The following is a 23,107-nucleotide window of genomic DNA, read 5'->3' as shown; positions in this document are numbered from 1 at the left end:
ATTCCCGACATGACGACTACCACCCCCCCGACCCCCAGCGTCCAGCTGCTTGAGGTCTCGCCGGAATATGCCGGCCAACGCATCGACAATTTTCTTCTGGCCAGGCTCAAGGGCGTGCCCAAGACCTTGATTTATCGCATTTTGCGTAAAGGCGAAGTGCGGGTGAACAAGGGCCGGATCAAGCCTGAGTACAAGCTGCAGGCGGGCGATATCGTCCGGGTGCCGCCGGTTCGCGTGCCTGAGCGTGACGAGCCTGTGCCGCTGGCCCAGGGCCTGTTGCAGCGCCTTGAAGCGTCGATTGTCTTCGAAGACAACAAGCTGATCGTGATCAACAAGCCGTGCGGCATTGCGGTGCACGGCGGTAGCGGCCTGAATTTCGGGGTGATCGAAGCCTTTCGTCAGTTGCGTCCGGATGCCAAGGAGCTGGAACTGGTCCATCGCCTGGACCGCGACACCTCCGGCCTGTTGATGATTGCCAAGAAGCGCAGCATGTTGCGTCACCTGCATACCGCCCTGCGCGGCGATGGCGTGGACAAGCGCTATATGGCCCTGGTGCGTGGCAACTGGGCGTCCTCGATCAAGAGCGTGCGGGCACCGTTGCAGAAGAGCAACCTGCGCTCCGGCGAGCGCATGGTCGAGGTAGACGAGGAGGGCAAGGAGGCGCTGACCCTGTTCAAGGTGCTGCGGCGCTTCGGTGACTTCGCAACCATGGTCGAGGCCAAGCCGGTGACCGGGCGTACCCACCAGATTCGTGTGCATACCCTGCATGCGGGTCACTGTATTGCGGGCGATACCAAGTACGGCGACGAGGGTTTCTCCAAGGAGATTCGTGACCTTGGCGGCAAACGCCTGTTCCTGCATGCCTACATGCTGACGGTGCCATTGCCCGATGGTGGCGAATTGAAATTGCAGGCCCCTGTGGATGAGATGTGGGCCAAGACCGTGGAGCGCCTGAGTGTCGCGCCCTGACTACAAGCTGCTGATTTTTGACTGGGATGGCACCCTGTGTGATTCCATTGGTCGGATTGTCGAGTCCATGCACGTGGCCTCGACCCGTTCCGGCTTCGAGCTGTGCAGCGATCTGGCGGTCAAGGGCATTATTGGCCTGGGATTGCCCGAAGCCATTCGCACCTTGTACCCGCAGATCGCTGACAGTGAGCTGGTGGCGTTTCGCGAGCATTACGCCGATCACTACATTGCCCTTGAGTCCGAGCCTTCGCCTTTGTTTGAAGGGGTGGTGCAGTCGTTGGCGGCATTGCGTGAGCAGGGCTATCACCTGGCCGTGGCCACCGGCAAAGCCCGGCGTGGCCTGGATCGGGTGCTCAAGGCCAATGGTTGGGAAGACTATTTCGACGTCACCCGCGCTGCCGATGAAACCGCGAGCAAGCCCCATCCATTGATGCTGGAGCAGATCATGGCCCATTGCGGCGTGTCTGCCCGTGAGTCGTTGATGGTCGGCGATGCTTCGTTCGATCTGTTGATGGCGCGCAATGCCGGCATGGACAGTGTTGCCGTCAGCTACGGCGCCCAGTCCCCCGAAGCCTTGCAGGCTTACGAGCCGCGACTGACGATTGATCGGTTTTCGCAATTGCACGCCTGGCTCAACCAGGCCCATTAAGTTTTTGCTGGGGTAGATGGCATGACCGATGAGTGGAAGGCACCGACCAAGTCCGGTGCTGACAATGGCGATGATAAAAGCTGGAAGTTGTTGGAAAAGACCCTGCTGGCGGGCGTCCAGGAACAGCGCCGCGCCCGGCGCTGGGGGATCTTCTTCAAACTCCTGACCTTCACCTACCTGATTGGCATGCTGGTATTGTTCAGTCCTTTGGTCGATATGGAAAAAAGCGCCGCCCGCAGTGGTAGCTATACCGCGTTGATCGAGGTGAGCGGGGTGATTGCCGACAAGGAGTCCGCCAGTGCCGACAATATCGTCAGCAGCTTGCGCACGGCCTTCGAGGATCCCAAGGTCAAGGGTGTGGTGTTGCGCATCAATAGCCCTGGCGGCAGTCCGGTGCAGTCGGGTTACGTCTATGACGAGATTCGCCGGCTGCGTGCCTTGCATCCAGAGACCAAGCTGTACGCGGTAATCTCTGACCTGGGCGCCTCGGGTGCCTATTACATCGCCAGCGCCGCCGACCAGATCTACGCCGACAAGGCCAGTCTGGTGGGTTCCATTGGCGTGACGGCGGCCGGCTACGGTTTTGTCGGGGCAATGGAGAAGCTGGGGGTTGAGCGTCGTACCTACACCTCCGGGGAGCACAAGTCGTTCCTTGACCCGTTCCAGCCGCAAAAGGCTGACGAAACCCAGTTCTGGCAGAGCGTGCTCGACACCACTCATCGCCAGTTCATTGCCAGCGTCAAGCAGGGGCGCGGTGAGCGGCTCAAGGATAAAGAACATCCGGAGTTGTTCTCGGGCCTGATCTGGTCGGGTGAGCAGGCATTGCCGCTGGGCTTGATTGATGGTCTGGGCAGTGCCAGTTCAGTGGCGCGGGATGTGATTGGCGAGAAGGAGTTGGTGGACTTTACCGTCCAGGAATCGCCGTTCGACCGTTTCTCCAAGAAGCTGGGGGCCAGTGTGGCGGAGAAACTGGCGCTGTACATGGGCTTCCAGGGGCCGGCCTTGCGCTGATCTCGCGATTGGCATAGCTCAAAATGTGGGAGCGGGCTTGCCCGCGATTGCGGTGGGTCAGCCAACCAATGGGTTGCTGACAGGCCGTCATCGCGGGCAAGCCCGGCTCCCACATTGTTTTTTGTGGGGCTCTCAGGGGATTTGCACGCCTTCGGCCAGCAACATATCCACCAGGCGGATCAGCGGTAGGCCGATGAGGCTGGTGGCGTCTGGCCCTGCGGTGCTCTGAAACAGGCTCACCCCCAGTCCCTCGGCCTTGAAGCTGCCAGCGCAATCGTAGGGTTGCTCGATCCGCAGGTAGCGCTCGATCTGTGCCGGTGCCAATTGGCGCATTGTGACGGTGAAGGGGATGCAGTCCACCTGGCAGTGCCCGGTGTCGCTATTGAGCAGGGCCAGGCCGGTCAGGAAGCTGACCTGTCTGCCGCTGGCCGCCAGCAATTGCTCGCGGGCCCTTTCAAAGGTGTGGGGCTTGCCGATGATCTGGCCGTCCAGGGTCGCCACCTGGTCCGAACCGATGATCAGGTGCCCTGGATGGCTGCCGGCCAGGGCGCGGGCTTTCTCTTCGGCCAGGCGCTTGACCAGGTCGATCGCGGACTCATTTATGCGATGGCTTTCGTCGATATCCGGAGAGCTGCAGATGAACGGCAGATGCAGGCGGTTCAGCAGTTCCCGGCGATAAACCGAGCTGGAAGCGAGTAATAAAGGCAACATGTGGCTCTCCTCAAGGCAGTCGCGGATTCTAGCGAGCGGACAGTCTGGCGCACAGGGCTGAATTTCCTTTGACATGGGCGGGTGCATCCCTATAATGCTGCGCCTATGTTGAATGACCCGATTCCTCACGTTGACCCGCGCAAATTGGCTGATCGTGGCACCACCCTCCAAGGTGAAGTGTTGCTGGCCGATTTGGAGAGACTCTGCGACCCGCTTTCCGACACTGTCGGTACGGTGCAGGCTAAATTCGTTTTTTGAGCGAGATGAACGTAAATCTGTGGTAATCCACAGCTTTATCGACACCGAGGTCAAAATGGTTTGCCAGCGTTGTCTTGAGCTGGTCACCCTGCCGATCCACAGCGAATGCAGTTATGCTGTGGTGAAAGAGGGTGCGAATACCCAGTCGTTGCCGAAAGGTTATGACGTGCTGGAACTGGGCGAAGATCCTTTGGATCTGCATGCACTGATCGAGGAGGAGCTTTTGCTCGCCTTGCCCATTGTGCCTGCTCATCATCCGGAAGAATGCCAGCAGCCGGCGGGGCTCGATGACGAGTCCGAACCGAGCGAGGACGAGGTAACGCGGTCCAACCCGTTCAGTGTATTGGCGCAGTTAAAGCGTGACCCAAACGTTTAGGAGTTAATCAATTATGGCTGTTCAGCAGAACAAAAAATCCCGCTCTGCCCGTGACATGCGTCGTTCGCACGATGCCCTGACGGCAAGCACTCTGTCTGTAGAAAAAACCACTGGTGAAGTTCACCTGCGTCACCACGTATCGCCAGAAGGCGTATACCGTGGCCGTAAAGTGATCGACAAGGGCGCTGACGAGTAATCACTTGTCTGCTCAAGTCATCGCGATTGACGCAATGGGCGGGGACTTCGGTCCCCGCAGCATTGTCCAGGCATGCATTGCCAGCCTGTCTGCTACGCCCTCGCTGCACCTGACCCTCGTCGGTCAACCTTCCCTTCTTGAAGAACTGATTGCCAGTCATCCGGCTGTGGATCGCGCGCGCCTGACAATAATGCCGGCCAGCGAAACCATCGGCATGGATGAAAAGCCGGCCCAGGCCCTGCGTGGCAAACCTGATTCGTCAATGCGCGTGGCGCTTGAGTTGCTGCGCGATGGCAAGGTCCAGGCCTGTGTCAGCGCTGGCAATACCGGGGCCTTGATGGCGCTGTCGCGGCATGTGCTGAAAACCCTGCCGGGTATTGATCGGCCGGCGATGGTCGCGGCGATTCCGACGCAGGGTGGCTATTGCCAGTTGCTGGACCTGGGGGCAAATGTCGATTGCAGCGCCGAGCACCTGCTGCACTTTGCCCTGATGGGCTCGGTCGCGGCCGAGGCGCTGGGTGTGGTGCGGCCACGGGTGGCCTTGCTGAACATCGGCACCGAGGATATCAAGGGCAACCAGCAGGTCAAGTTGGCCGCTAGCCTGTTGCAGCAGGCGCGGGGCTTGAATTACATCGGGTTTGTCGAAGGCGATGGGTTATATCGTGGCGAGGCCGATGTGGTGGTTTGTGACGGGTTTGTCGGAAATATCCTGCTTAAGTCCAGCGAAGGCCTGGCTACGATGATTGCTGCGCGGATCGAGGCGTTGTTCAAGCGCAATCTGGCTTCGCGGCTGGTGGGTGCCCTGGCGTTGCCGTTGATGCGGCGCTTGCAGGCGGACCTGGCCCCGGCGCGGCATAACGGCGCAAGCTTCCTCGGTCTGCAGGGTATTGTGGTAAAAAGCCACGGTTCTGCAGGTGTCCAGGGCTTTCAGAGTGCTATTGCGCGCGCGCTGATCGAGATCCAGGAGAACCTGCCGCAACGCTTGCATGGCCGTCTTGAGGATCTGTTGCCTTAGGCGAATCGGGCCGGGAATGCTTAAATGTGACCGGCCAGTTCAATTGACCATCCAATCTGTCAGTTTCTTGCGCTCCCAGCTGTGGGGCGTCAATTCACCGACGACCAGATCATTAGGGGCTTGTTACATGTCTACATCCCTCGCATTCGTCTTTCCAGGGCAGGGTTCGCAGTCCCTCGGCATGTTGGCCGAGCTGGGCGCGCAATACCCGCTGATCCTGGAAACATTCAAGGAAGCTTCCGCGGCCTTGGGCTACGACCTCTGGGCATTGACCCAGGACGGTCCGGAAGAACTGCTCAATCAAACCGATAAAACCCAGCCGGCCATCCTGACGGCGTCCATCGCGCTGTGGCGCGTTTGGCTGGCCGAAGGCGGCGCACGCCCGGCTTTTGTTGCCGGTCACAGCCTGGGCGAGTACAGCGCCCTGGTTGCGGCTGGCAGCCTGACCCTCGCTGAAGCGGTCAAGCTGGTAGAGCGCCGTGGCCAACTGATGCAAGAGGCGGTTCCGGCCGGGCAGGGCGGCATGGCCGCGATCCTGGGCCTGGACGACGCGGTTGTGATCGAAGCCTGTGCCGAAGCGGCCCAGGGCGAAGTGGTCAGCGCGGTCAACTTCAACTCCCCTGGCCAGGTGGTGATCGCCGGTGCCAAGGCTGCAGTTGAGCGTGCCATCGAAGGCTGCAAGGCCCGTGGGGCCAAGCGTGCCTTGCCGCTGCCGGTCAGCGTACCGTCCCACTGCGAACTGATGCGCCCGGCGGCCGAGCGTTTTGCCGAGTCCGTCGCCGCCATCAACTGGCAGGCACCGCAGATCCCGCTGGTGCAAAACGTCAGCGCCGACGTGGCCCCGGACCTGGAAACTCTCAAGCGCGACCTGCTGGAGCAACTGTACAAGCCGGTGCGCTGGGTTGAATCCGTGCAGACCCTGGCTGCCAAGGGCGCGATCCAACTGGTTGAGTGTGGCCCGGGCAAAGTCCTGGCCGGTCTCAACAAGCGCTGCGCCGAAGGCGTGTCGACTTCCAATCTCAATACCCCGGATGGCTTCGCAGCCGCCCGCGCCGCACTGGCCTGAACTAAGGAGAAGCCTGCATGAGTCTGCAAGGTAAAGTTGCACTGGTTACCGGCGCAAGCCGTGGCATTGGCCAGGCGATTGCCCTGGAACTGGGCCGTCAGGGCGCGGTAGTGATTGGTACTGCCACCTCCGCCTCGGGCGCCGAGCGTATCGCCGCGACCCTCAAGGAAAACGGCGTGCAGGGCACCGGCCTGGAACTCAACGTGACCAGCGATGAGTCCGTGGCTGCCGTGCTTGCCGAGATCACCGCACAATTCGGTACGCCGGCTATTCTGGTGAACAACGCCGGTATCACCCGTGACAACCTGATGATGCGCATGAAAGACGACGAGTGGTACGACGTGGTCGATACCAACCTGAACAGTCTGTTTCGCCTGTCCAAGGGTGTTTTGCGCGGCATGACCAAGGCGCGTTGGGGGCGAATTATCAATATTGGCTCCGTAGTGGGTGCCATGGGCAACGCAGGCCAAGTAAACTACGCCTCTGCCAAGGCCGGCCTGGAAGGTTTCAGCCGTGCCCTGGCGCGTGAAGTCGGCTCGCGGTCGATTACGGTCAACTCGGTGGCTCCAGGGTTCATCGACACCGATATGACCCGCGAACTGCCAGAAGCGCAGCGTGAAGCGTTGCTGACGCAAATTCCGCTGGGTCGTCTGGGCCAGGCTCAAGAGATCGCCAATGTGGTCTCTTTCCTGGCATCTGACGGTGCGGCATACGTGACTGGGGCTACAATCCCGGTGAACGGCGGGATGTACATGAGTTAAATTGTGACGGATCGCTTCAAAAAAATGTCATACGAGCTGTCTAAAATCCGTTATAAAGCTGCAATCTATTTATAGACAGGTGGTCGGTAGGGTACGAGGGTGAAGCTTTCAGTTGAAAAGCTGAAAAGCCTTTCTATACACTTACCCACTGGCCAGCTGCCTGAATTTGTCCATTAGGAGTGAAAACAAGGTATGAGCACCATCGAAGAGCGCGTCAAGAAAATCGTTGCCGAGCAACTGGGCGTTAAAGAAGATGAAGTGAAAAACACTTCTTCCTTCGTTGAAGACCTGGGTGCCGACTCCCTTGACACCGTTGAGCTGGTGATGGCTCTGGAAGAGGAATTCGAGACCGAAATCCCGGACGAAGAAGCTGAAAAAATCACTACTGTTCAAGCTGCTATCGACTACGTTACTGCTCACAACGACAAGTAATTTGTAGTCGTCGCTTGCTGTTGGGAAAAACCGCACTGCTATAACGGCGTGCGGTTTTTTCTTTAGGTTTGATGCAAAGTGTCGTCATCAAGAAAAAGGAGAGTGCTGTGTCGCGTAGACGCGTCGTAGTCACCGGTATGGGTATGTTGTCGCCACTGGGCACGGATGTGCCGAGCAGTTGGCAGGGCATTCTGGCTGGCCACAGTGGTATTGGTCTGATTGAGCATACGGACCTTTCTGCCTATTCCACCCGTTTTGGCGGCTCGGTAAAGGGCTTCAATGTCGAGGAATATCTCTCGATCAAGGAATCCCGCAAACTCGACCTGTTCATTCAATACGGCCTGGCAGCCGGTTTTCAGGCAGTGCGTAATGCAGGCCTGGAAGTCACCGATGCCAACCGTGAGCGCATCGGCGTGGCCATGGGTTCGGGTATTGGCGGTTTGACCAATATCGAAGAAACCAGCCGCACGCTGCACGAATCCGGCCCTCGTCGAATTTCACCGTTCTTCGTCCCGGGCTCGATCATCAATATGATTTCCGGTTTCCTGTCCATCCATCTGGGTGCCCAGGGGCCTAACTACGCCATTTCCACGGCGTGCACCACGGGCACTCACTGCATCGGCATGGCGGCGCGCAATATCGCCTATGACGAGGCGGACGTGATGATTGCCGGTGGCGCCGAAATGGCCGCCTGTGGCCTGGGCATGGGCGGCTTCGGCGCGTCCCGTGCGCTGTCGACGCGCAATGACGAGCCAACCCGCGCCAGTCGTCCGTGGGACAAGGGCCGTGATGGCTTTGTACTGTCCGACGGTGCCGGTGCCCTGGTCCTCGAAGAGCTGGAGCACGCCAAAGCGCGCGGCGCAACGATCTATGCCGAGTTGATCGGTTTTGGCATGAGTGGCGACGCGTATCACATGACGTCGCCACCCGCCGACGGCGCAGGCGCTGCGCGCTGCATCAGCAATGCGTTGCGCGATGCGAAGATCAATGGCGATCAAGTGCAGTACATCAATGCCCACGGCACCTCGACACCCACTGGCGATCTGGCGGAAGCGCAGGCCATCAAGTCGGTGTTCGGTGAGCACGCCTACAAGCTGGCGGTCAGTTCCACCAAGTCCATGACCGGTCACCTGCTGGGTGCGGCAGGCGCGGTTGAGGCGATCTTCAGTGTGCTGGCGATCAAGGACCAGGTCGCACCGCCGACCATCAACCTGGATGAGCCGGATGAAGGCTGCGACCTGAACTTCGTACCTCACGAGGCGCAGAAAATGCCGATCGACGTGGTGCTGTCCAACTCGTTCGGCTTTGGCGGTACCAACGGTTCCCTGGTGTTCCGCCGGTTCGCCGAGTAATGCGCAGCTGGGTCGACGGTCAGCCAGCGGACGCAGTGCCGCTCAAAGATCGCGGCCTGGCCTACGGCGATGGTTTGTTTGAAACCCTCGCGGTCAAGGCCGGGCAGCCCGTGCTGCTCGACCGCCACCTGCAACGCCTCGACGAGGGTTGCAGGCGCCTGGCGCTCGTTGCGGATCAGGCACTGATCCGCAACGAGTTACTGGCCTATGCGGCGGCCCTCGGTGACGGCGTTCTCAAGTTGATCCTGACCCGAGGCGATAGCCTGCGGGGGTATGGCATCAACGCAGGCGCACCCGTGCGCCGTATCCTGCAAGGCAGCCCACCTGCTACCTATCCCCCGGCCCACGGTTCATCAGGTGTCCGCCTGTTCCCATGTGTCACGCGTTTGTCCGAGCAACCCTTGCTCGCCGGCCTCAAACACCTCAATCGCCTCGAACAGGTCCTGGCTCGCGCCGAGTGGCAGGATGCCGATCACGCGGAAGGATTGATGCTGGATATGTCCGGGCGCGTCATCGAAGGCGTGTTCAGCAACCTGTTCCTGGTGGATAACGGCCAGTTGCTGACCGCCGACCTGAGCCGCTGTGGTGTGGCTGGCGTCATGCGGGCCGAGCTGTTGGCCCGTGCCGAGGCGTTGGGGCTCGTCACGACCGTGGCCGATATCAGCCTTGCGCAGCTGCAACGGGCTGACGAAGTGTTTGTCTGCAATAGCGTATATGGCATTTGGCCGGTGCTTGGATGTGGGCCAATGAGCTGGTCGGCCGGGCCGCTCACCCGTAAACTGCAAGGCATTGTTCGCGCGCTATTGGGTGTTTGATTTGAGACGTAAAATTGTATTGCTGCTGGAGATCGGTCTGGTCCTGGCGGGTTTGCTATTGGGCTTTTCCGCCTGGAAGCTGAACTCGGCCTTGAAGCAACCGCTGAATCTGCCCCAGGAGCAATTGCTGGATGTAGCTGCTGGCGCGACCCCTACGGGCACTTTCAATCGTCTGGAAAGTGACGGTGTGCTGGAGGATGCCTTTTGGCTGCGTCTCTACTGGCGCTTCAACCTTGACGGCCAACCGCTGCACAGTGGCGAATACCGCATGACGCCAGGCCTGACGGCCCAGGGCCTGATTGGCCTGTGGCAGCGTGGTGAAGTGGTGCAGTACAGCCTGACCCTGGTGGAGGGCTGGAACTTCCGTCAGGTACGCAGTGCCTTGGCCAAGCATGAAAAGATCGAGCAGACCCTGTCGGGCTTGAGTGACACTGAGGTGATGGAAAAAATCGGCCATCCCGACGTGTTCCCCGAAGGGCGGTTCTTCCCCGACACCTACCGTTTCGTGCGCGGCATGACCGATGTCGAATTCCTGAAGAAAGCCTATAACCGCCTGGACGACGTACTGGCCCAGGAATGGCAGCGACGTGCCCCGGATGCGCCCTATACCGACCCCTACCAGGCGCTGATCATGGCGTCGCTGGTCGAGAAGGAAACTGGCGTGCCTGAAGAGCGTGGGCAGATTGCCGGGGTGTTTGTGCGGCGCCTGAAGATTGGCATGCTGCTGCAAACCGATCCCACGGTGATCTACGGCATGGGCGAGCGCTACAACGGCAAGTTGACGCGCGCGCACCTGAAAGAAGCCACACCCTATAACACCTACATGATCAGCGGCCTGCCGCCGACGCCGATTGCCATGGTTGGCCGCGAGGCGATTCATGCCGCGTTGAATCCGGTACCGGGCAGCAGCCTGTATTTCGTGGCCCGGGGCGATGGCAGCCATATTTTTTCCGATAGCCTGGACGCCCATAACGCGGCGGTGCGCGAGTACCAACTCAAGCGTCGCGCCGATTACCGCTCCAGCCCGGCACCCGCGCCGACCACCGTTGAGCCTGCCGCGCCTGACGCTGCGCCCGCGCAAAGCCCGCAATGACTCTGACTAAGGACTGCCTGTGACTGGCTTGTTTATTACCCTGGAAGGCCCGGAAGGCGCTGGCAAGAGTACCAACCGTGAATACCTGGCCGAGCGCTTGCGGGCTGAAGGTATCGAGGTGCTGCTGACCCGCGAGCCTGGCGGCACGCCCCTGGCCGAGAAGATCCGTGAGGTGTTGCTGGCCACTGGCGACGAGGTCATGCACCCGGACACCGAGCTGTTGCTGGTATTTGCCGCCCGTGCCCAGCACTTGGCCGAAGTGATTCGCCCGGCGCTGGCCCGGGGCGCGGTGGTGATCTGCGACCGCTTCACCGATTCCACCTACGCCTATCAGGGCGCTGGCCGCGGCCTGTCCCTGGAGCGCATTGCGACCCTGGAGACCTTCGTCCAAGGCGACCTGCGCCCGCACTTGACCCTGGTCTTCGACCTGCCGGTAGACATCGGCCTGGCCCGGGCCAGCGCCCGTGGGCGCCTGGATCGTTTCGAGCTGGAAGGCCGAGCCTTTTTCGAGGCGGTGCGTGCGGCCTATCTCAAGCGTGCCGAAGCCGCGCCGTCGCGCTACTGCCTGCTGGATGCCGCTCAGCCCCTGGAACAGGTGCAGCGGGCCATCGATGAGCTGCTCCCCAAACTGTTGGAGCTGTACCGTGGCTGAAGCCTATCCGTGGCAGGACAGCCTCTGGCAGCAATTGGCCGGGCGTGCCCAGCACGCCCATGCCTATCTGCTCCATGGGCCGGTAGGCATCGGCAAGCGTGCCCTGGCCGAGCGCTTGATGGCCCGCCTGCTCTGCCAGCAGCCGGCAGGGCTGGAGGCGTGCGGGCACTGTAAGTCGTGCCTGCTACTCAAGGCCGGCAGCCATCCGGACAACTACGTGCTGGAACCGGAGGAGGCGGACAAGGCGATCAAGGTCGACCAGGTGCGCGACCTGGTGAGCTTCGTGGTGCAGACCGCGCAGATGGGCGGGCGCAAGGTGGTATTGATCGAGCCGGTGGAGTCGATGAATATCAACGCCGCCAACGCCTTGCTCAAGAGCCTTGAGGAGCCTTCTGGTGATACGGTGTTGTTGCTGGTGAGTCACCAGTCCAGCCGTCTGCTGCCGACCATTCGCAGTCGCTGCGTGCAACAGGCCTGCCCACTGCCAAGCGAGGCCATGAGCTTGCAGTGGCTGGGCCAGGCCTTGCCCGAATGCACTGAGCAGGAGCGGGTCGAATTGCTGACCCTGGCAGCCGGCTCGCCCTTGGCAGCGGTCAGCCTGCAGGCCCAGGGCGTACGCGAGCAGCGTGCGCTGGTGGTCGACGGGGTGAAGAAGCTGCTCAAGCAGGAGCAGTCTGCCACGCAGTTGGCCGAAGGCTGGAAAGACGTGCCGCTGTTGCTGCTGTTTGACTGGTTCTGCGACTGGTCCAGCCTGATCCTGCGATACCAATTGACCCAGGACGAAAACGGCCTGGGCTTGATGGACATGCGCAAGGTGGTGCAATACCTGGCGCAGAAAAGTGCCCAGGACAAGGTATTGAACATCCAGGACTGGATCCTCGCCCAACGCCAGAAGGTGCTGGGCAAGGCCAACCTGAACCGGGTGCTGCTGCTTGAGGCCCTGCTGGTGCAGTGGGTCGGGCTGCTCGGTCGACGTTGATATTTTCGGGGCCGACGGATGTTTCGTCGGCCAGACACTTCCTGTGACGCAAGTTGTAACTTCTTATGCTCGTAGATTCCCATTGCCACCTTGATCGCCTCGACCTCGCCGCCCACAACGGCTCCCTGGACGCTGCCCTCGACGCTGCACGTCAGCGTGGCGTCGGGCACTTCCTGTGCATTGGCGTCAGCGCCGAGAACGCCGCCGACGTCAAGGCCCTGGCCGAACGCTATGCCGATGTGGATTGCTCGGTGGGCATCCACCCCCTGGACCTCAAGCCCGGTGAAGCCCCGGCCCTTGAGTGGCTGCTGGACGAACTCAATCACCCGCGGGTGGTGGCTATTGGCGAGACCGGCCTGGACTACCACTACGAGCCGGAAGCCGCCGAGTTGCAGCAAGCCTCGTTCCGCCTGCACCTGCAAGCGGCGCAGCAGACCGGCAAGCCGGTGATCGTGCATACCCGCGGCGCCCGCGCCGACACCCTGGCCTTGCTGCGCGAAGCCGCTCTGCCCCAGGCGGGTGTGTTGCACTGTTTTACCGAGGACTGGGAGATGGCCAAGGCGGCCCTCGACCTGGGGTTCTATATTTCCTTGTCGGGCATCGTCACCTTCCGCAACGCCGAGGCCCTGCGGGACGTGGCGCGCCAGGTGCCGGCCGATCGCTTGCTGGTCGAGACCGATTCACCCTACCTGGCGCCGATCCCCCATCGCGGCAAACCCAACCTGCCGGAATATGTGCGGGATGTGGCGGATTACCTGGCAATGCTGCGCGGCGAGTCGGTGGAGCGTTTTGCCGAGCAGACCACCGCCAACTTCAAGCGTCTGTTCCCGCTGGCCCACGTTCGCTGAATCCCAGGCAAAAAAAACCCGGGTTCTGGGGGGTGAATCCGGGCTAAGACCATTAGGAGTAAACAAGGATACGCGGTCCGTTGGTACCCATATCGGTGTGTCACTTGGGGGAGATGTCACACCGACAGATGAAGTATTGATCAGTATCCCGTGCAGTCCAGCCGCTTCTGGTCGTTTTTTAAACAGATTTGGAATACATCCGCTTCGCTTGAGTTCTCATGGGGCGGCAGTACATCGTGCGAATCTATGCTTTATTTCTGACCGATAGCGCCTGATTCGTTGGCGTGCTGTAAGTTTAGTGTATGGGTTGTTCATATAGACGTTGCCCAACGACCGTGCAGTCGGGATAATCCCTCGCACCGGGTAAAACGTTCCGTCATCGGCACGCTCATCCCTTCCAATACTGACCTCTGCAGACCTCTTTCTATGCACAAAGAACCCCGTAAGGTCCGTGAGTTTCGCCGCCGTGAGCAGGAAATTCTCGACACCGCGCTCAAATTGTTCCTCGAACAGGGTGAAGACAGCGTCACCGTCGAGATGATTGCGGATGCCGTGGGTATCGGCAAAGGCACGATCTATAAGCACTTCAAGTCCAAGGCCGAGATTTACTTGCGCCTGATGCTCGACTACGAGCGCGATTTGAACGAGTTGCTGCATTCGGCCGATGTCGACAAGGACAAGGAAGCCCTGTCCCGGGCGTACTTTGAGTTCCGCATGCGTGACCCGCAGCGTTACCGCCTGTTTGACCGCCTGGAAGAAAAAGTGGTCAAGGGCCACCAGGTGCCGGAAATGGTCGAGGAACTGCACAAGATCCGCGCCTCGAACTTCGAACGCCTGACCCTGCTGATCAAAGGCCGGATCAGCGAAGGCAAGCTGGAAGATGTGCCGCCTTATTTCCATTACTGCGCCGCGTGGGCGTTGGTGCATGGCGCCGTGGCGCTGTACCACTCGCCATTCTGGAGCAATGTGCTGGAAGATCAGGAAGGCTTCTTCCAATTCCTGATGGACATCGGCGTGCGCATGGGCAACAAGCGCAAGCACAGCAGCGACCAGCCTAACCCCGAGACGCCTGCCACCTAAGGCATTCATCCGGGCAATGGCCGGCTGATTTACTGCCGTATGTGATAACCCAGGAATATACTCAGGCAAGGACCTTGCTAAAATCTGATTTATGAGTCAGGTTTTAGCGCGCCCGAATTATCCTCTGCCGGAGTGATCCATGATCGTTGATCGTCAAGGCAGGCGTTTTCGCAATTTGCGGATCAGCCTGACCTCAGCCTGCAATTACGCCTGTACCTACTGCGTGCCCAACGGCAAGCGGCTGGTGGCTGCGCAGGACGAACTCTCGGCCGAGGCCATGGCGCGTGGCGTGGCCTACCTGATCGAGGCAGCGGGCATTGATCGCCTGCGGATCACCGGCGGCGAGCCGCTGGTCAGCCCCAAGCTCGAAACCTTTATGCAGGCCGTCGGGCAGATGGGCTTGAGTGATATCAGCCTGACCACCAATGGCCAGTTACTGGCGCGCAAGTTGCCACTGCTGGTGGATGCCGGCATTCGTCGTATCAATGTGTCCCTCGACACCCTGGATGCCGATGCCTTTCGCGGGATTGCCCGGGGCGGCGACCTGGCCACGGTGCTCGATGGCATGGACCAGGCGCGTGCGGCGGGGATCAAGATCAAGGTCAATATGGTGCCGCTGCGCGGGCAGAACCTCGACCAGGTGATGCCGCTGCTGGAGTATTGCCTGGCGCGCGGTTATGAATTGCGTTTTATCGAGTTGATGCGCATGGGCCACCTGGCCAGCGACTCCAACGCCTTCCTGCAGCAATTTGTCAGCCTGCAACAACTGTTGAGCCTGATTGGCGAACATCACGAATACCTGCAGGCCGACGCCCCGGTGGATGCCACGGCCGTGCGCTATGAAATTCCCGGCCAGGGCTACTTCGGCGTGATCGCCAATGAAAGCGTGCCGTTTTGCCGAACCTGTTCACGCCTGCGTCTGTCTTCCACAGGCTGGCTGCACGGCTGTCTATCTTCGAGCAACCGCCACTATGTCGGCGACTTGTTGGACAAGCCGCGTCATCAGGCCTTGCCGGCGTTACAGGGCTTGCTGGTCAAGGCCTTGGGCGATAAGCAGGAAGTGGCGTTTTCGGGCGGGGCGACGGTGATGAAGATCATTGGCGGCTAGCCAGGCAAGCTGGCGCAAAATCTGCATCTCGTGCCCATTCGCCGGTTTTCCGTCACCGGCCTCTGGAGGATAGGATGCGTAGTCTGGTTTTGTTGCTGGCGTCGTTTGCGCTGGGTGGCTGCATGACAGTCAGCGATATGGCCGAAGGCACTCGCTATCAGATGAGCGATGCCGGTTTGCTGGACCACAGCGACACACGTCGTTCCAACTCGGTTCGCATTCAGCCCGATTCCTTTGTGTTTATCGCCCAGGGTGCGTTCACGCCGCCGGGCAGTGCCTACCCGCGACCCAATGTGGTGGCCGAAGAAGCCTTCAACGGTTTTATCGAATACTTCCCCATGGTCCGCCGCGCCCGCGCCCCGGAAGGTTTGGAGCAGGCCATGGCCGAAGCCCGTGAAGCAGGTGCCCATTACCTGTTGTACACGCGGTTCGCCAAGGCTGATGATCGCATTGGCAATGCAGATGAATGGGCCGACCAGGAAGCCCTGGACCGGTTGGGTGTCGACAGTGGCGTGATCCAGATTATGTTGATCGAGACCAGCACCCAGTATTTGATTGATACTGCACGGATCCGCAGTCGTGGCGGTTTACTGACGTTCCACGACAATAAACCCGAAGATTTGCTTGGCCCACCGTTGCGGCAGTACGCCCGCAGCCTGCTGGGCATGAGCGACCAGTAATTCAAAGGAGAACAGCATGACGGGTTCGGCCAAGGCCAATGATTTGTTGGCACAGTTGCCCAAGGGCAAGGGACCGGCTCCGGTTCATCTGTGGAACCCGGATTTCTGTGGCGATATCGACATGCGTATCGCCCGCGACGGCACCTGGTACTACCTGGGCACCCCCATCGGGCGTAAACCGATGGTCAAGCTGTTCTCCAATATCATCCGCCGCGATGGCGATGATTACTTTTTGATCACTCCGGTGGAAAAGGTCGGGATCAAGGTAGATGACGCGCCATTTGTGGCGGTGTCGATGGAGGTCGAGGGGCAGGGCGAAAGCCAACTCCTGCGGTTTACCTCCAATGTCGAAGACGTCATCGAAGCCGGCCCCGAACACCCGTTGCGGGTGGTGATTGATCCGCAGACCCAGGAACCGTCGCCCTACGTGCGGGTGCGCAACAACCTTGAAGCACTGGTTCATCGCAACGTGTTCTACCAGATGGTGGAGCTGGCGGTGACGCGCCTGATCGATGGCGAGAGTTGGCTGGGCATCTGGAGTGGCGGGGTGTTCTTTCCGATAGGCCTGGAACCCAGGGATTGATACCGGCGTGACGCAGAATATCTACGATACCCCAGCCTTTTTCGCGGGCTACAGTCAAATGGGCCGCTCCCTGCAAGGGTTGGCAGGTGCGCCGGAATGGCCCGCGTTGCAGGCGTTGTTGCCGCTGATGCAGGGATTGAAGGTGGTGGACCTGGGCTGTGGTTATGGCTGGTTCAGCCGCTGGGCCCAGGAACAGGGCGCCGAACAGGTGCTGGGGCTGGACGTCTCACAGAAGATGCTGGCGCGGGCGAAGGAAATGACTTCATCCTCGGCCATTACTTATGCCATTGCCGACCTCGAGCAGCTTGATCTGCCCGATGCGGCTTATGACCTGGCCTACAGCTCGCTGGCCTTTCACTACATCACCGATCTACCCGGGCTGTTTGCCCGTATTCATAAAGCCCTGAAGCCGGGAGGACGGCTGGTTTTCTCCATCGAGCACCCGATCTTCATGGCGCCCCGGCAACCGGGCTGGCAGGTCGATGAGCAAGGGCGTAAAAGCTGGCCGCTGGACAGTTATCAACTGGAAGGGCCACGGGTCACCGACTGGCTGGCCAAGGGTGTGATCAAGCAGCACCGTACCCTGGGCACGCTGCTCAACATGTTGATCAAAGCAGGCTTGAGCCTGAGCCATATTGAAGAATGGGGCCCGAGTGCCGCGGACCTTGTGGCCCGGCCAGAGTTGGCGGAGGAGCTGGAGCGGCCGATGATGTTGCTGGTGGCTGCGCAACGCCCAACGCTGTAGGTGATGCCTGGCGAAAGGGCGAGCACTGCGCACTCAAGCGCAGCCTCGCCAGGGCTCGACAGCCGCTACGGCTGGCTTTCCAGCTTGCGGGCGGCGTCCACGCCAGAGGCCGTCAGTTTGATCGGCAGGTGCAGCGCGTGTTCGCCGGCCTCGTTGCAGGTCACGTGGCCTTCCTTGATCAGTCCACGCTCCTGAAGAGTGGCCAGGGTGCTGGCCACGATTTTTTCGCCCCGGTAGTTATCCAGCACCTCCTTACCCAAACCGTTCGGGTGCGCGTGCAGCAGGCGGGTGAGGACTTCTTTCTCCAGGTTTTTATCGACGTTCATGCATACCTCTTCAGGGTCAGTGGTGGGGTAGTGTTCGTCTGTCGGTCAAGGGGTCAAGGTTGTTTCGGTGCGCCGGGCAGGTTGTCATCGTTGCCGCTCGGAGCGGCGTTCTTGCCGGGGCCGATCTTGCCGTTCTCCACATCGGTACCCAGGCCCTGGCGGTTGCCGTCATTGCCTTGGGTGCGTGGGTCGGCACCGTTCTGGATGATGGCTCCGCCATTGGTATCCAGGCCGGTGCCCATGGAGTCTTTGCTCTCTTGGGTGGCAGGGTTGGGCGGGCTGCCAATCGGGTCGGTCTTGCCGGTGGAAGGGTCGGACGCGGCGAAGCTGCCTAGAGATACCGCAGACAGCAACCCGGCGAGGGCGAGGGCAGTCACTTTGGAAGTATTCATGGTGGAGCCTCCATAGGAATAAAGTCCTTACCTTAGGTTGGTCTGCCCGCCCTTATTGTTGGTGCCTGGATCACGACGAACGGTGTCAGCTCACCTGTAAGATTTTGTGTTTGGCAACCCGGCGCCAGATCAGGCGCGCCAGCGTAATCAGCCAGTTGAGCAAGGCGATGCCCAGTACGCTCGCCAGTAGGGTCGGTACGCCTTGCTCGACGATCAGCTTGCCGGCCAGCAGCGGGAAGCCGAAGACGCCTATAAAGTACGACAGGCTGAACAGCAGCAAGGCCTGGGACGTGCTGGCGTTCGGCGCTTCATTGGCGGCCAGGCCGTTGATCACCGAATAGGTCAGGCCGTAACCGACCCCCAAGGTAACGGCCGCCAGCAAGTAGCTGAAGCTGTCATGCACGCCGAAGCTCAACAGCAGGATCGACACCACCATCAACCCAGACAACACACAGGCCGACCAGTACGCATCGCGCCTGACCACAAAGCTGGCAATCAATAAACGACTGGTGATTGCCGCCCCCATGAAGCCCAGAAAGAACAGCGAATAATCCAGCCCATGGCGTGCCGCGTAGCTGGTCTGGAAACTCGACAGGCCGCCAAATACACAGCCGCCCAGGCCGACCATGATGATCGCGAACACCGCCTTGGAGCCCAGCACACGCCGGGTGCTGGCCCAGGAGATTTTCGAGACGGCGCCGGCGCCCAGCGAGTTGGGTTGTTGCTGGAGATGGCTGCCCAGGCGCCAGAAGATCAGCACGCCCACGAGGCTTGCGAGGGCCGCGATATAAAACGCGGTTTCCAGGGGCAGGCCCAGGGCGCTGGCCGCCCGTCCCAACAAGGGGCCCGAACCGATGCCGGTCATCATGCTGCCCGACAGCCAGGCGAAATATTTGGCTCTTTGGCTGGGCTGCACCAGCATCGCCACGATGATCGGGCCCAGGGTATAGAACACGCCCCAGCCCAGCCCGAGGGCCAGGCCGAACAGCATCAGGCCCTGGCCAAAACCCGGCGTCAGGGCAAAACCCAGGCAGGCGGCCACCAGCAGGCTCCCCAGGCAGGCAATCGCGCGTGCGGCATCCAGGGCGTCGGCCAGGTGCCCGGACACAATCACCGCGATAAACGTACTGAGCATCGCCATGGAGATCACGCTGCCGGCGTCATGCTCGTTGCCGCCTCTGGAATCAATCAGCAGCGATAACAAAAACGTCGAACCGTACGACAGTGACAGCAGGTAGCTGGCAAGGCACAACAAGGCGAAGAGCTTTCCGCCAACCGGAGCAGTGGGGTGCATGGGCGAACCTGGGCGTCTGTTGGATTTATGACGGACTTTTTACCATGCGCTACCGCCCGGTTTGTTCTGTGGTTACCGGTGCCAACATTGCTGCAGGACGGAGTAATCACCTGCATAAAACCCTGCAAGCGGTCATCAAAGGGCCTTAGTATGTGTCCTTTCTTTTTTAGCCGCAGGCCTGTTCATGACCATCGAGATTCGTCCCGCCGTGCCCAGCGATGCTGCGCAGATCCTGACCTTCATCACTGAACTGGCCGAGTACGAAAAAGCCCGCCACGAAGTGATCGCCAGCGTGGTGGACATCGAGCGCAGCCTGTTCAGCGAAGGCGCTACTGCCCATGGCCTGATCTGCCTGCGTGATGGCTTGCCGATTGGTTTTGCGGTGTTTTTCTTCAGCTATTCCACCTGGCTGGGCAGCAACTGCCTGTACCTGGAAGACCTGTATATCAACCCGGAGCAGCGCGGCGGCGGGGCGGGCAAGAAGTTGCTGCGCCACCTGGCCAAGATCGCCTATGACAATGGTTGTGGGCGCTTTGAATGGAGCGTGCTGGACTGGAACGAGCCGGCCATTGCCTTCTATAAGTCCATCGGTGCCCAACCCCAGGAAGAATGGGTGCGGTACCGCATGGAAGGCGACGCATTGCGCGACTTTGCCCAGGGCTGAGATCGGCCCTGTCTTGGGGCCTGGCATTTGCCATAATGGCCGCCGCTTTCGCATTTCTAGATAGGCCCTACATGCAGGAAAACCCACCCATTCCCGCCAAAGACCCCGCGCCCACGGGCACCCAGACCCTGCTGCGCGGCCTGGGCGTGGTGCAGGCGGTGGCGGCCGGCGCGCGTGACCTCAAGGAAATCGCCCGGCGCATCGGCACCACCCGCAGCACCACCCACCGCCTGGCCAGTTGCCTGGTGGATGAGCGCTACCTGCGAGTGGTGCCGCAAGTCGGTTACCTGTTGGGGCCGAAGCTGATCGAACTGGGTTTCCAGGCGCGGGAAGAGCTGCCGCTGGTGACGCTGGCGATACCCTATCTGGACGAGCTGTCGGCGCTGACCGGCGACACCATCCACCTGGCGATCCGCGAGTTCGACGATGTGCTGTACCTGCACAAGAACCCCGGGCGCAATGGTCCGGAAATGCGTTCGCGGGTCGGTCACCGCATGCCCCTGGCACGTACCGGAATCGGCAAGGCCTTGTTGCTCGATGACTCGCAAGAGGAGTGGCAGCGCCTGTATCAGGTCAGCTTGCCGGTAGGCGGGAAAAACCTGCACTGGCCGCAGCACCCGGAGCAATCCTGGGAGCAGTTTGAGCAGCGCATGCGTGAATACGTGGCGGGTGGCTATGCATTCGACCTGGAAGACAACGAACCGTCGATCCGCTGCGTCGCCGCACCGGTGCGCGATGCCAGCCGGCGGATTGTCGCCGGCATCAGCATCGCCAGTACGGTGCCCTACATGCCGCTGGAAAAAATGGCCGAGCTGATCCCCCTGGTCAAGCAGGTCGCAGCGCGGCTGTCCGCAGAGTTGGGCGCGAAGGCCTGATCAGGCTTTCAAGGTGGTCATGTCGATCACGAAGCGGTACTTCACGTCGCCCGCAATCATGCGCGCATAGGCTTCGTTGATCTGGCGGATATCGAGCATTTCGATGTCGCAGGTAATGCCGTGCTCGGCGCAGAAATCCAGGACTTCCTGGGTTTCGGCAATGCCGCCGATCAGCGAGCCAGCCAGGACTTTACGGCCCAATACCAGCTTGGCGGCATTGACCGGCGGGTCGACCGGTTCGATCAAACCTACCAGGATATGCACGCCGTCAAAGCGCAGAACATCGAGGTAGGGGTTCAGATCGTGCTGCACCGGAATGGTGTCCAGCAGGAAGTCGAAGCTGCCGGCGGCGGCTTTCATCTGCTCGGCATCGGTGGACACGATCACATGATCGGCACCCTGGCGTCGGCCTTCTTCTGCCTTGTTCGCCGAGCGGGTGAACAGCGTCACTTCGGCGCCCATGGCCTTGGCGAACTTGATGCCCATATGGCCCAGGCCGCCCATGCCGAGAACCCCCACCTTGTCGCCGGCCTTGACCCCGTAGTGCTTGAGTGGCGAGTAAGTGGTGATGCCCGCGCAGAGGATCGGCGCGGCGCTGGCCAGGTCGAGCTTGGCCGGGATCTTCACCACAAAGTGCTCGCTGACCACGATGCTGTCGGAGTAGCCGCCCATGGTGTTGCTGCCGTCTACCCGGTCCGGGGTGGCGTAGGTCATGGTCGGGCCTTCGAGGCAGTATTGCTCCAGGTCCGATTTGCACGCTTCGCAGTGGCGGCACGAATCCACCATGCAGCCCACGCCGACCAGGTCGCCAACCTTATGGGCGGTGACGCTGGCGCCGACGGCAGTGACCTTGCCGACAATCTCGTGGCCCGGCATCAATGGGTACACGGCGATGCCCCATTCGTTGCGTGCCTGGTGGATGTCGGAGTGGCAGACGCCGCAGTACAGGATTTCGATCGCCACGTCATCGGCGCGTGGGCTACGGCGCTCGAAGGACATGGGGGCGAGGGGAGTGGTGGCCGACTGGGCGGCATAACCGATGGCAGTGTACATGGTGCAAACCTCGCAAAAGCGTGGACGGGAGAGGTGGCGAATTCTGCGCGTCGACCCTGTGGGCGAACATGGCAAATGCTCCGAGTCTCATGCCTATTCGTCCGGGAGTGCCCGTGGATTGGATTCATTGGTCGCCAGACCTGCGATGATGTTCCTATCCCTTTTTCGCGAAGTTTTTTGCCATGTTGTTGACCCGCCATCTTGATGCCAACGCCACGCTGGTTTCCTTGATTGAGGGGCTTACGCCCTGCGACGGTTTTTCCCCGACCCACCTGGCAGGCGTGCAGGTGCTGCGCGCCAGTTGCGACGTGGCGCGCGGGCCGCAGATCTACGAACCGAGCCTGATGTTCGTGGCCCAAGGCAGCAAGCTCGCCTACCTGGGCCCGCGCACCCTGGAGTATGGCGCCGGGCATTACCTGATCCAGGCGATGCCGGTGCCGTTCGAGTGCGAGACGTTTGCCATGGCCGCCGATGCCCCGCTGTATGGCGTGACCGTAGGCATTGATCGGGTGGTGCTGGGCGAATTGGTGATGGCTATGGGCATGCAAGCCGGCCCGCCGCCGGCGGCGCAGACCTTGGAGTCGATGAGCTCGGTGGTGCTCGATGACGCGATGCGCGGTTGCGTCGAGCGGCTGTTGCAGTGCCTGCACGATCCACTGGAAGCCCGGATCATGGGGCCGGCGCGGGTGCGGGAATTATTGTTCACCGCCTTGCGCGGGCCACAGGCCGATGTGCTGCGGGCCCTGGTGGAACAGCAGGGGCAGTTCTCGCGGATTGCCACCTCATTGAATCACCTGCATGCCCATTACGCCGAACCGCTGAACATCGAGACCCTGGCCGGTTATGCGCATATGAGTGCGTCGACGTTTCATGAGCATTTCAAGCGCTGCACCCTGCTGTCGCCGGTGCAGTACCTCAAGCGCTTGCGCCTGCTCAAGGCCCAGCAGTTGTTACTGGCAGAAGGCATGGGTGTGGCGCAGGCGGCGCATAACGTGGGGTATCAGAGTACGTCGCAGTTCAGTCGGGAATATAAGCGCTATTTCCTGCGCAACCCGGGTGAAGAGCGAGCGGCATAGATGATCGTTCCCACGCGGAGCGGGGGAACGAGCAGGCAAGCCCACATT

27 protein-coding genes and 1 pseudogene are annotated in these 23,107 nt (G+C 60.8%); 23 read left to right on the top strand and 5 right to left on the bottom strand.

Annotation, left to right across the window (positions count from 1 at the left end; genetic code table 11):
* The first annotated feature begins 9 nt into the window (after nucleotides 1-9).
* From rluC to sppA, 3 genes are read left to right on the top strand one after another with little or no spacing between them, the layout of a single operon-like run.
* Entirely contained in the window at nucleotides 10-969 is a 960-nt protein-coding gene (gene rluC, locus PSH80_RS19340) for a 23S rRNA pseudouridine(955/2504/2580) synthase RluC (RefSeq protein WP_005790558.1), read from the top strand.
* Nucleotides 956-1,618: an HAD-IIIA family hydrolase gene (locus tag PSH80_RS19335; RefSeq protein WP_057439607.1), complete on the top strand. Its 663-nt coding sequence runs from the start codon at nucleotides 956-958 to the stop codon at nucleotides 1,616-1,618. Before rluC ends, PSH80_RS19335 begins: the two co-directional genes overlap by 14 nt.
* 21 nt (nucleotides 1,619-1,639) lie before the next feature.
* Nucleotides 1,640-2,629: a signal peptide peptidase SppA gene (gene sppA / locus PSH80_RS19330; RefSeq protein WP_057439606.1), complete on the top strand. Its 990-nt coding sequence runs from the start codon at nucleotides 1,640-1,642 to the stop codon at nucleotides 2,627-2,629.
* A gap of 132 nt (nucleotides 2,630-2,761) precedes the next feature.
* On the opposite strand, the gene PSH80_RS19325 is transcribed toward sppA, so the two are convergent.
* Entirely contained in the window at nucleotides 2,762-3,340 is a 579-nt protein-coding gene (locus PSH80_RS19325; protein WP_057960397.1) for a nucleoside triphosphate pyrophosphatase, read from the bottom strand.
* Nucleotides 3,341-3,445: 105 nt separating this feature from the next.
* On the opposite strand from PSH80_RS19325, the pseudogene PSH80_RS19320 reads away from it, so the two are divergent.
* The 17 genes and pseudogenes from PSH80_RS19320 (at nucleotide 3,446) to PSH80_RS19240 (ending at nucleotide 17,379) form a co-directional block, all read left to right on the top strand.
* A pseudogene (locus tag PSH80_RS19320) lies at nucleotides 3,446-3,974 on the top strand (YceD family protein).
* 13 nt (nucleotides 3,975-3,987) lie between these two features.
* A complete protein-coding gene (gene rpmF / locus PSH80_RS19315; RefSeq protein ID WP_004371305.1) occupies nucleotides 3,988-4,170 on the top strand; it encodes a 50S ribosomal protein L32 in 183 nt (60 codons plus the stop codon).
* A 4-nt stretch (nucleotides 4,171-4,174) separates the two neighbouring features.
* A complete protein-coding gene (gene plsX, locus PSH80_RS19310) occupies nucleotides 4,175-5,185 on the top strand; it encodes a phosphate acyltransferase PlsX (protein WP_081044296.1) in 1,011 nt (336 codons plus the stop codon).
* 127 nt (nucleotides 5,186-5,312) lie between these two features.
* Entirely contained in the window at nucleotides 5,313-6,251 is a 939-nt protein-coding gene (fabD, locus tag PSH80_RS19305) for an ACP S-malonyltransferase (RefSeq protein ID WP_057444966.1), read from the top strand.
* 17 nt (nucleotides 6,252-6,268) lie between these two features.
* Nucleotides 6,269-7,012, top strand: coding sequence for a 3-oxoacyl-ACP reductase FabG (fabG, locus tag PSH80_RS19300; protein ID WP_057439602.1), 744 nt, complete (start codon nucleotides 6,269-6,271; stop codon nucleotides 7,010-7,012).
* 192 nt (nucleotides 7,013-7,204) lie between these two features.
* Nucleotides 7,205-7,444 carry an acyl carrier protein gene (acpP, locus tag PSH80_RS19295; protein WP_057439601.1) on the top strand — a complete coding sequence of 80 codons (240 nt, stop codon included), beginning with the start codon at nucleotides 7,205-7,207 and terminating at the stop codon, nucleotides 7,442-7,444.
* Nucleotides 7,445-7,551: 107 nt separating this feature from the next.
* Nucleotides 7,552-8,796, top strand: coding sequence for a beta-ketoacyl-ACP synthase II (fabF, locus tag PSH80_RS19290; RefSeq protein WP_057960393.1), 1,245 nt, complete (start codon nucleotides 7,552-7,554; stop codon nucleotides 8,794-8,796).
* A complete protein-coding gene (gene pabC / locus PSH80_RS19285) occupies nucleotides 8,796-9,611 on the top strand; it encodes an aminodeoxychorismate lyase (protein ID WP_305417966.1) in 816 nt (271 codons plus the stop codon). Before fabF ends, pabC begins: the two co-directional genes overlap by 1 nt.
* A 1-nt stretch (nucleotide 9,612) precedes the next feature.
* Complete coding sequence (mltG, locus tag PSH80_RS19280; RefSeq protein ID WP_057960418.1) at nucleotides 9,613-10,704, top strand: endolytic transglycosylase MltG; 1,092 nt, start codon at nucleotides 9,613-9,615, stop codon at nucleotides 10,702-10,704.
* Nucleotides 10,705-10,723: 19 nt separating this feature from the next.
* The gene (gene tmk / locus PSH80_RS19275; protein ID WP_057960391.1) at nucleotides 10,724-11,356 is read left to right on the top strand and encodes a dTMP kinase; all 633 of its coding nucleotides are present in this window, start codon (nucleotides 10,724-10,726) and stop codon (nucleotides 11,354-11,356) included.
* Nucleotides 11,349-12,335 (top strand): DNA polymerase III subunit delta', encoded by a 987-nt coding sequence (locus tag PSH80_RS19270; protein ID WP_057439598.1) that lies wholly within the window; start codon nucleotides 11,349-11,351, stop codon nucleotides 12,333-12,335. The genes tmk and PSH80_RS19270 overlap by 8 nt, the downstream gene beginning before the upstream one ends.
* A 65-nt stretch (nucleotides 12,336-12,400) precedes the next feature.
* Nucleotides 12,401-13,183, top strand: a complete 783-nt coding sequence (locus tag PSH80_RS19265) for a TatD family hydrolase (RefSeq protein WP_120733904.1) — start codon at nucleotides 12,401-12,403, stop codon at nucleotides 13,181-13,183.
* A gap of 426 nt (nucleotides 13,184-13,609) precedes the next feature.
* On the top strand, nucleotides 13,610-14,263 hold the full coding sequence (locus tag PSH80_RS19260) for a TetR/AcrR family transcriptional regulator (protein WP_057439597.1): 654 nt from the start codon (nucleotides 13,610-13,612) through the stop codon (nucleotides 14,261-14,263).
* A gap of 139 nt (nucleotides 14,264-14,402) precedes the next feature.
* Nucleotides 14,403-15,371, top strand: a complete 969-nt coding sequence (locus PSH80_RS19255) for a GTP 3',8-cyclase MoaA (RefSeq protein ID WP_057439596.1) — start codon at nucleotides 14,403-14,405, stop codon at nucleotides 15,369-15,371.
* 74 nt (nucleotides 15,372-15,445) lie between these two features.
* Nucleotides 15,446-16,051 carry a DUF4823 domain-containing protein gene (locus tag PSH80_RS19250; protein WP_057439595.1) on the top strand — a complete coding sequence of 202 codons (606 nt, stop codon included), beginning with the start codon at nucleotides 15,446-15,448 and terminating at the stop codon, nucleotides 16,049-16,051.
* A 16-nt stretch (nucleotides 16,052-16,067) separates the two neighbouring features.
* Nucleotides 16,068-16,634 carry a DUF1285 domain-containing protein gene (locus tag PSH80_RS19245; RefSeq protein ID WP_057439594.1) on the top strand — a complete coding sequence of 189 codons (567 nt, stop codon included), beginning with the start codon at nucleotides 16,068-16,070 and terminating at the stop codon, nucleotides 16,632-16,634.
* A 7-nt stretch (nucleotides 16,635-16,641) separates the two neighbouring features.
* Entirely contained in the window at nucleotides 16,642-17,379 is a 738-nt protein-coding gene (locus PSH80_RS19240; RefSeq protein ID WP_057960388.1) for a bifunctional 2-polyprenyl-6-hydroxyphenol methylase/3-demethylubiquinol 3-O-methyltransferase UbiG, read from the top strand.
* Between the two features lie 65 nt (nucleotides 17,380-17,444).
* Here the strand turns inward: PSH80_RS19240 and PSH80_RS19235 are convergent, their stop codons facing one another.
* The 3 genes from PSH80_RS19235 to PSH80_RS19225 all read right to left on the bottom strand — a co-directional run bounded on the left by PSH80_RS19235 (nucleotide 17,445) and on the right by PSH80_RS19225 (nucleotide 19,391).
* Entirely contained in the window at nucleotides 17,445-17,705 is a 261-nt protein-coding gene (locus PSH80_RS19235) for a hypothetical protein (RefSeq protein ID WP_057960387.1), read from the bottom strand.
* 53 nt (nucleotides 17,706-17,758) lie between these two features.
* The gene (locus tag PSH80_RS19230; protein ID WP_057439593.1) at nucleotides 17,759-18,097 is read right to left on the bottom strand and encodes a hypothetical protein; all 339 of its coding nucleotides are present in this window, start codon (nucleotides 18,095-18,097) and stop codon (nucleotides 17,759-17,761) included.
* 85 nt (nucleotides 18,098-18,182) lie between these two features.
* The gene (locus tag PSH80_RS19225; protein ID WP_186625661.1) at nucleotides 18,183-19,391 is read right to left on the bottom strand and encodes an MFS transporter; all 1,209 of its coding nucleotides are present in this window, start codon (nucleotides 19,389-19,391) and stop codon (nucleotides 18,183-18,185) included.
* 184 nt (nucleotides 19,392-19,575) lie between these two features.
* Here PSH80_RS19225 and PSH80_RS19220 point away from each other — a divergent pair, with 184 nt between their 5' ends.
* Together PSH80_RS19220 and PSH80_RS19215 are read left to right on the top strand one after the other, a co-directional pair.
* Nucleotides 19,576-20,055, top strand: a complete 480-nt coding sequence (locus tag PSH80_RS19220) for a GNAT family N-acetyltransferase (protein ID WP_057439591.1) — start codon at nucleotides 19,576-19,578, stop codon at nucleotides 20,053-20,055.
* Nucleotides 20,056-20,126: 71 nt separating this feature from the next.
* The gene (locus PSH80_RS19215; protein WP_057960385.1) at nucleotides 20,127-20,930 is read left to right on the top strand and encodes an IclR family transcriptional regulator; all 804 of its coding nucleotides are present in this window, start codon (nucleotides 20,127-20,129) and stop codon (nucleotides 20,928-20,930) included.
* On the opposite strand, the gene PSH80_RS19210 is transcribed toward PSH80_RS19215, so the two are convergent.
* A complete protein-coding gene (locus PSH80_RS19210) occupies nucleotides 20,931-21,983 on the bottom strand; it encodes an NAD(P)-dependent alcohol dehydrogenase (protein ID WP_057960384.1) in 1,053 nt (350 codons plus the stop codon).
* 182 nt (nucleotides 21,984-22,165) lie between these two features.
* Between PSH80_RS19210 and PSH80_RS19205 the strand changes: the two genes are divergently transcribed.
* Entirely contained in the window at nucleotides 22,166-23,059 is an 894-nt protein-coding gene (locus PSH80_RS19205; RefSeq protein ID WP_057439589.1) for an AraC family transcriptional regulator, read from the top strand.
* Nucleotides 23,060-23,107: the final 48 nt, after the last annotated feature.

Origin of the sequence: Pseudomonas sp. FP818 (genome assembly GCF_030687335.1) — a bacterium.
In the GTDB taxonomy this organism is placed as follows: Bacteria; Pseudomonadota; Gammaproteobacteria; order Pseudomonadales; family Pseudomonadaceae; genus Aquipseudomonas; species Aquipseudomonas shahriarae.
This window is presented reverse-complemented; position numbering and strand designations above follow the sequence as displayed.

What these genes read in the sequence shown, in the direction of transcription:
- fabD (WP_057444966.1), top strand. Translation starts at nt 5,313, where the DNA reads ATGTCTACATCCCTCGCATTCGTCTTTCCAGGGCAGGGTTCGCAGTCC.
- pabC (WP_305417966.1), top strand. Translation starts at nt 8,796, where the DNA reads ATGCGCAGCTGGGTCGACGGTCAGCCAGCGGACGCAGTGCCGCTCAAA.
- PSH80_RS19250 (WP_057439595.1), top strand. Translation starts at nt 15,446, where the DNA reads ATGCGTAGTCTGGTTTTGTTGCTGGCGTCGTTTGCGCTGGGTGGCTGC.
- PSH80_RS19265 (WP_120733904.1), top strand. Translation starts at nt 12,401, where the DNA reads ATGCTCGTAGATTCCCATTGCCACCTTGATCGCCTCGACCTCGCCGCC.
- PSH80_RS19260 (WP_057439597.1), top strand. Translation starts at nt 13,610, where the DNA reads ATGCACAAAGAACCCCGTAAGGTCCGTGAGTTTCGCCGCCGTGAGCAG.
- rpmF (WP_004371305.1), top strand. Translation starts at nt 3,988, where the DNA reads ATGGCTGTTCAGCAGAACAAAAAATCCCGCTCTGCCCGTGACATGCGT.
- PSH80_RS19230 (WP_057439593.1), bottom strand. Translation starts at nt 18,097, where the DNA reads ATGAATACTTCCAAAGTGACTGCCCTCGCCCTCGCCGGGTTGCTGTCT.
- PSH80_RS19245 (WP_057439594.1), top strand. Translation starts at nt 16,068, where the DNA reads ATGACGGGTTCGGCCAAGGCCAATGATTTGTTGGCACAGTTGCCCAAG.
- PSH80_RS19235 (WP_057960387.1), bottom strand. Translation starts at nt 17,705, where the DNA reads ATGAACGTCGATAAAAACCTGGAGAAAGAAGTCCTCACCCGCCTGCTG.
- fabG (WP_057439602.1), top strand. Translation starts at nt 6,269, where the DNA reads ATGAGTCTGCAAGGTAAAGTTGCACTGGTTACCGGCGCAAGCCGTGGC.
- PSH80_RS19325 (WP_057960397.1), bottom strand. Translation starts at nt 3,340, where the DNA reads ATGTTGCCTTTATTACTCGCTTCCAGCTCGGTTTATCGCCGGGAACTG.
- PSH80_RS19225 (WP_186625661.1), bottom strand. Translation starts at nt 19,391, where the DNA reads ATGCACCCCACTGCTCCGGTTGGCGGAAAGCTCTTCGCCTTGTTGTGC.
- sppA (WP_057439606.1), top strand. Translation starts at nt 1,640, where the DNA reads ATGACCGATGAGTGGAAGGCACCGACCAAGTCCGGTGCTGACAATGGC.
- rluC (WP_005790558.1), top strand. Translation starts at nt 10, where the DNA reads ATGACGACTACCACCCCCCCGACCCCCAGCGTCCAGCTGCTTGAGGTC.
- PSH80_RS19255 (WP_057439596.1), top strand. Translation starts at nt 14,403, where the DNA reads ATGATCGTTGATCGTCAAGGCAGGCGTTTTCGCAATTTGCGGATCAGC.
- PSH80_RS19220 (WP_057439591.1), top strand. Translation starts at nt 19,576, where the DNA reads ATGACCATCGAGATTCGTCCCGCCGTGCCCAGCGATGCTGCGCAGATC.
- PSH80_RS19210 (WP_057960384.1), bottom strand. Translation starts at nt 21,983, where the DNA reads ATGTACACTGCCATCGGTTATGCCGCCCAGTCGGCCACCACTCCCCTC.
- acpP (WP_057439601.1), top strand. Translation starts at nt 7,205, where the DNA reads ATGAGCACCATCGAAGAGCGCGTCAAGAAAATCGTTGCCGAGCAACTG.
- PSH80_RS19205 (WP_057439589.1), top strand. Translation starts at nt 22,166, where the DNA reads ATGTTGTTGACCCGCCATCTTGATGCCAACGCCACGCTGGTTTCCTTG.
- PSH80_RS19215 (WP_057960385.1), top strand. Translation starts at nt 20,127, where the DNA reads ATGCAGGAAAACCCACCCATTCCCGCCAAAGACCCCGCGCCCACGGGC.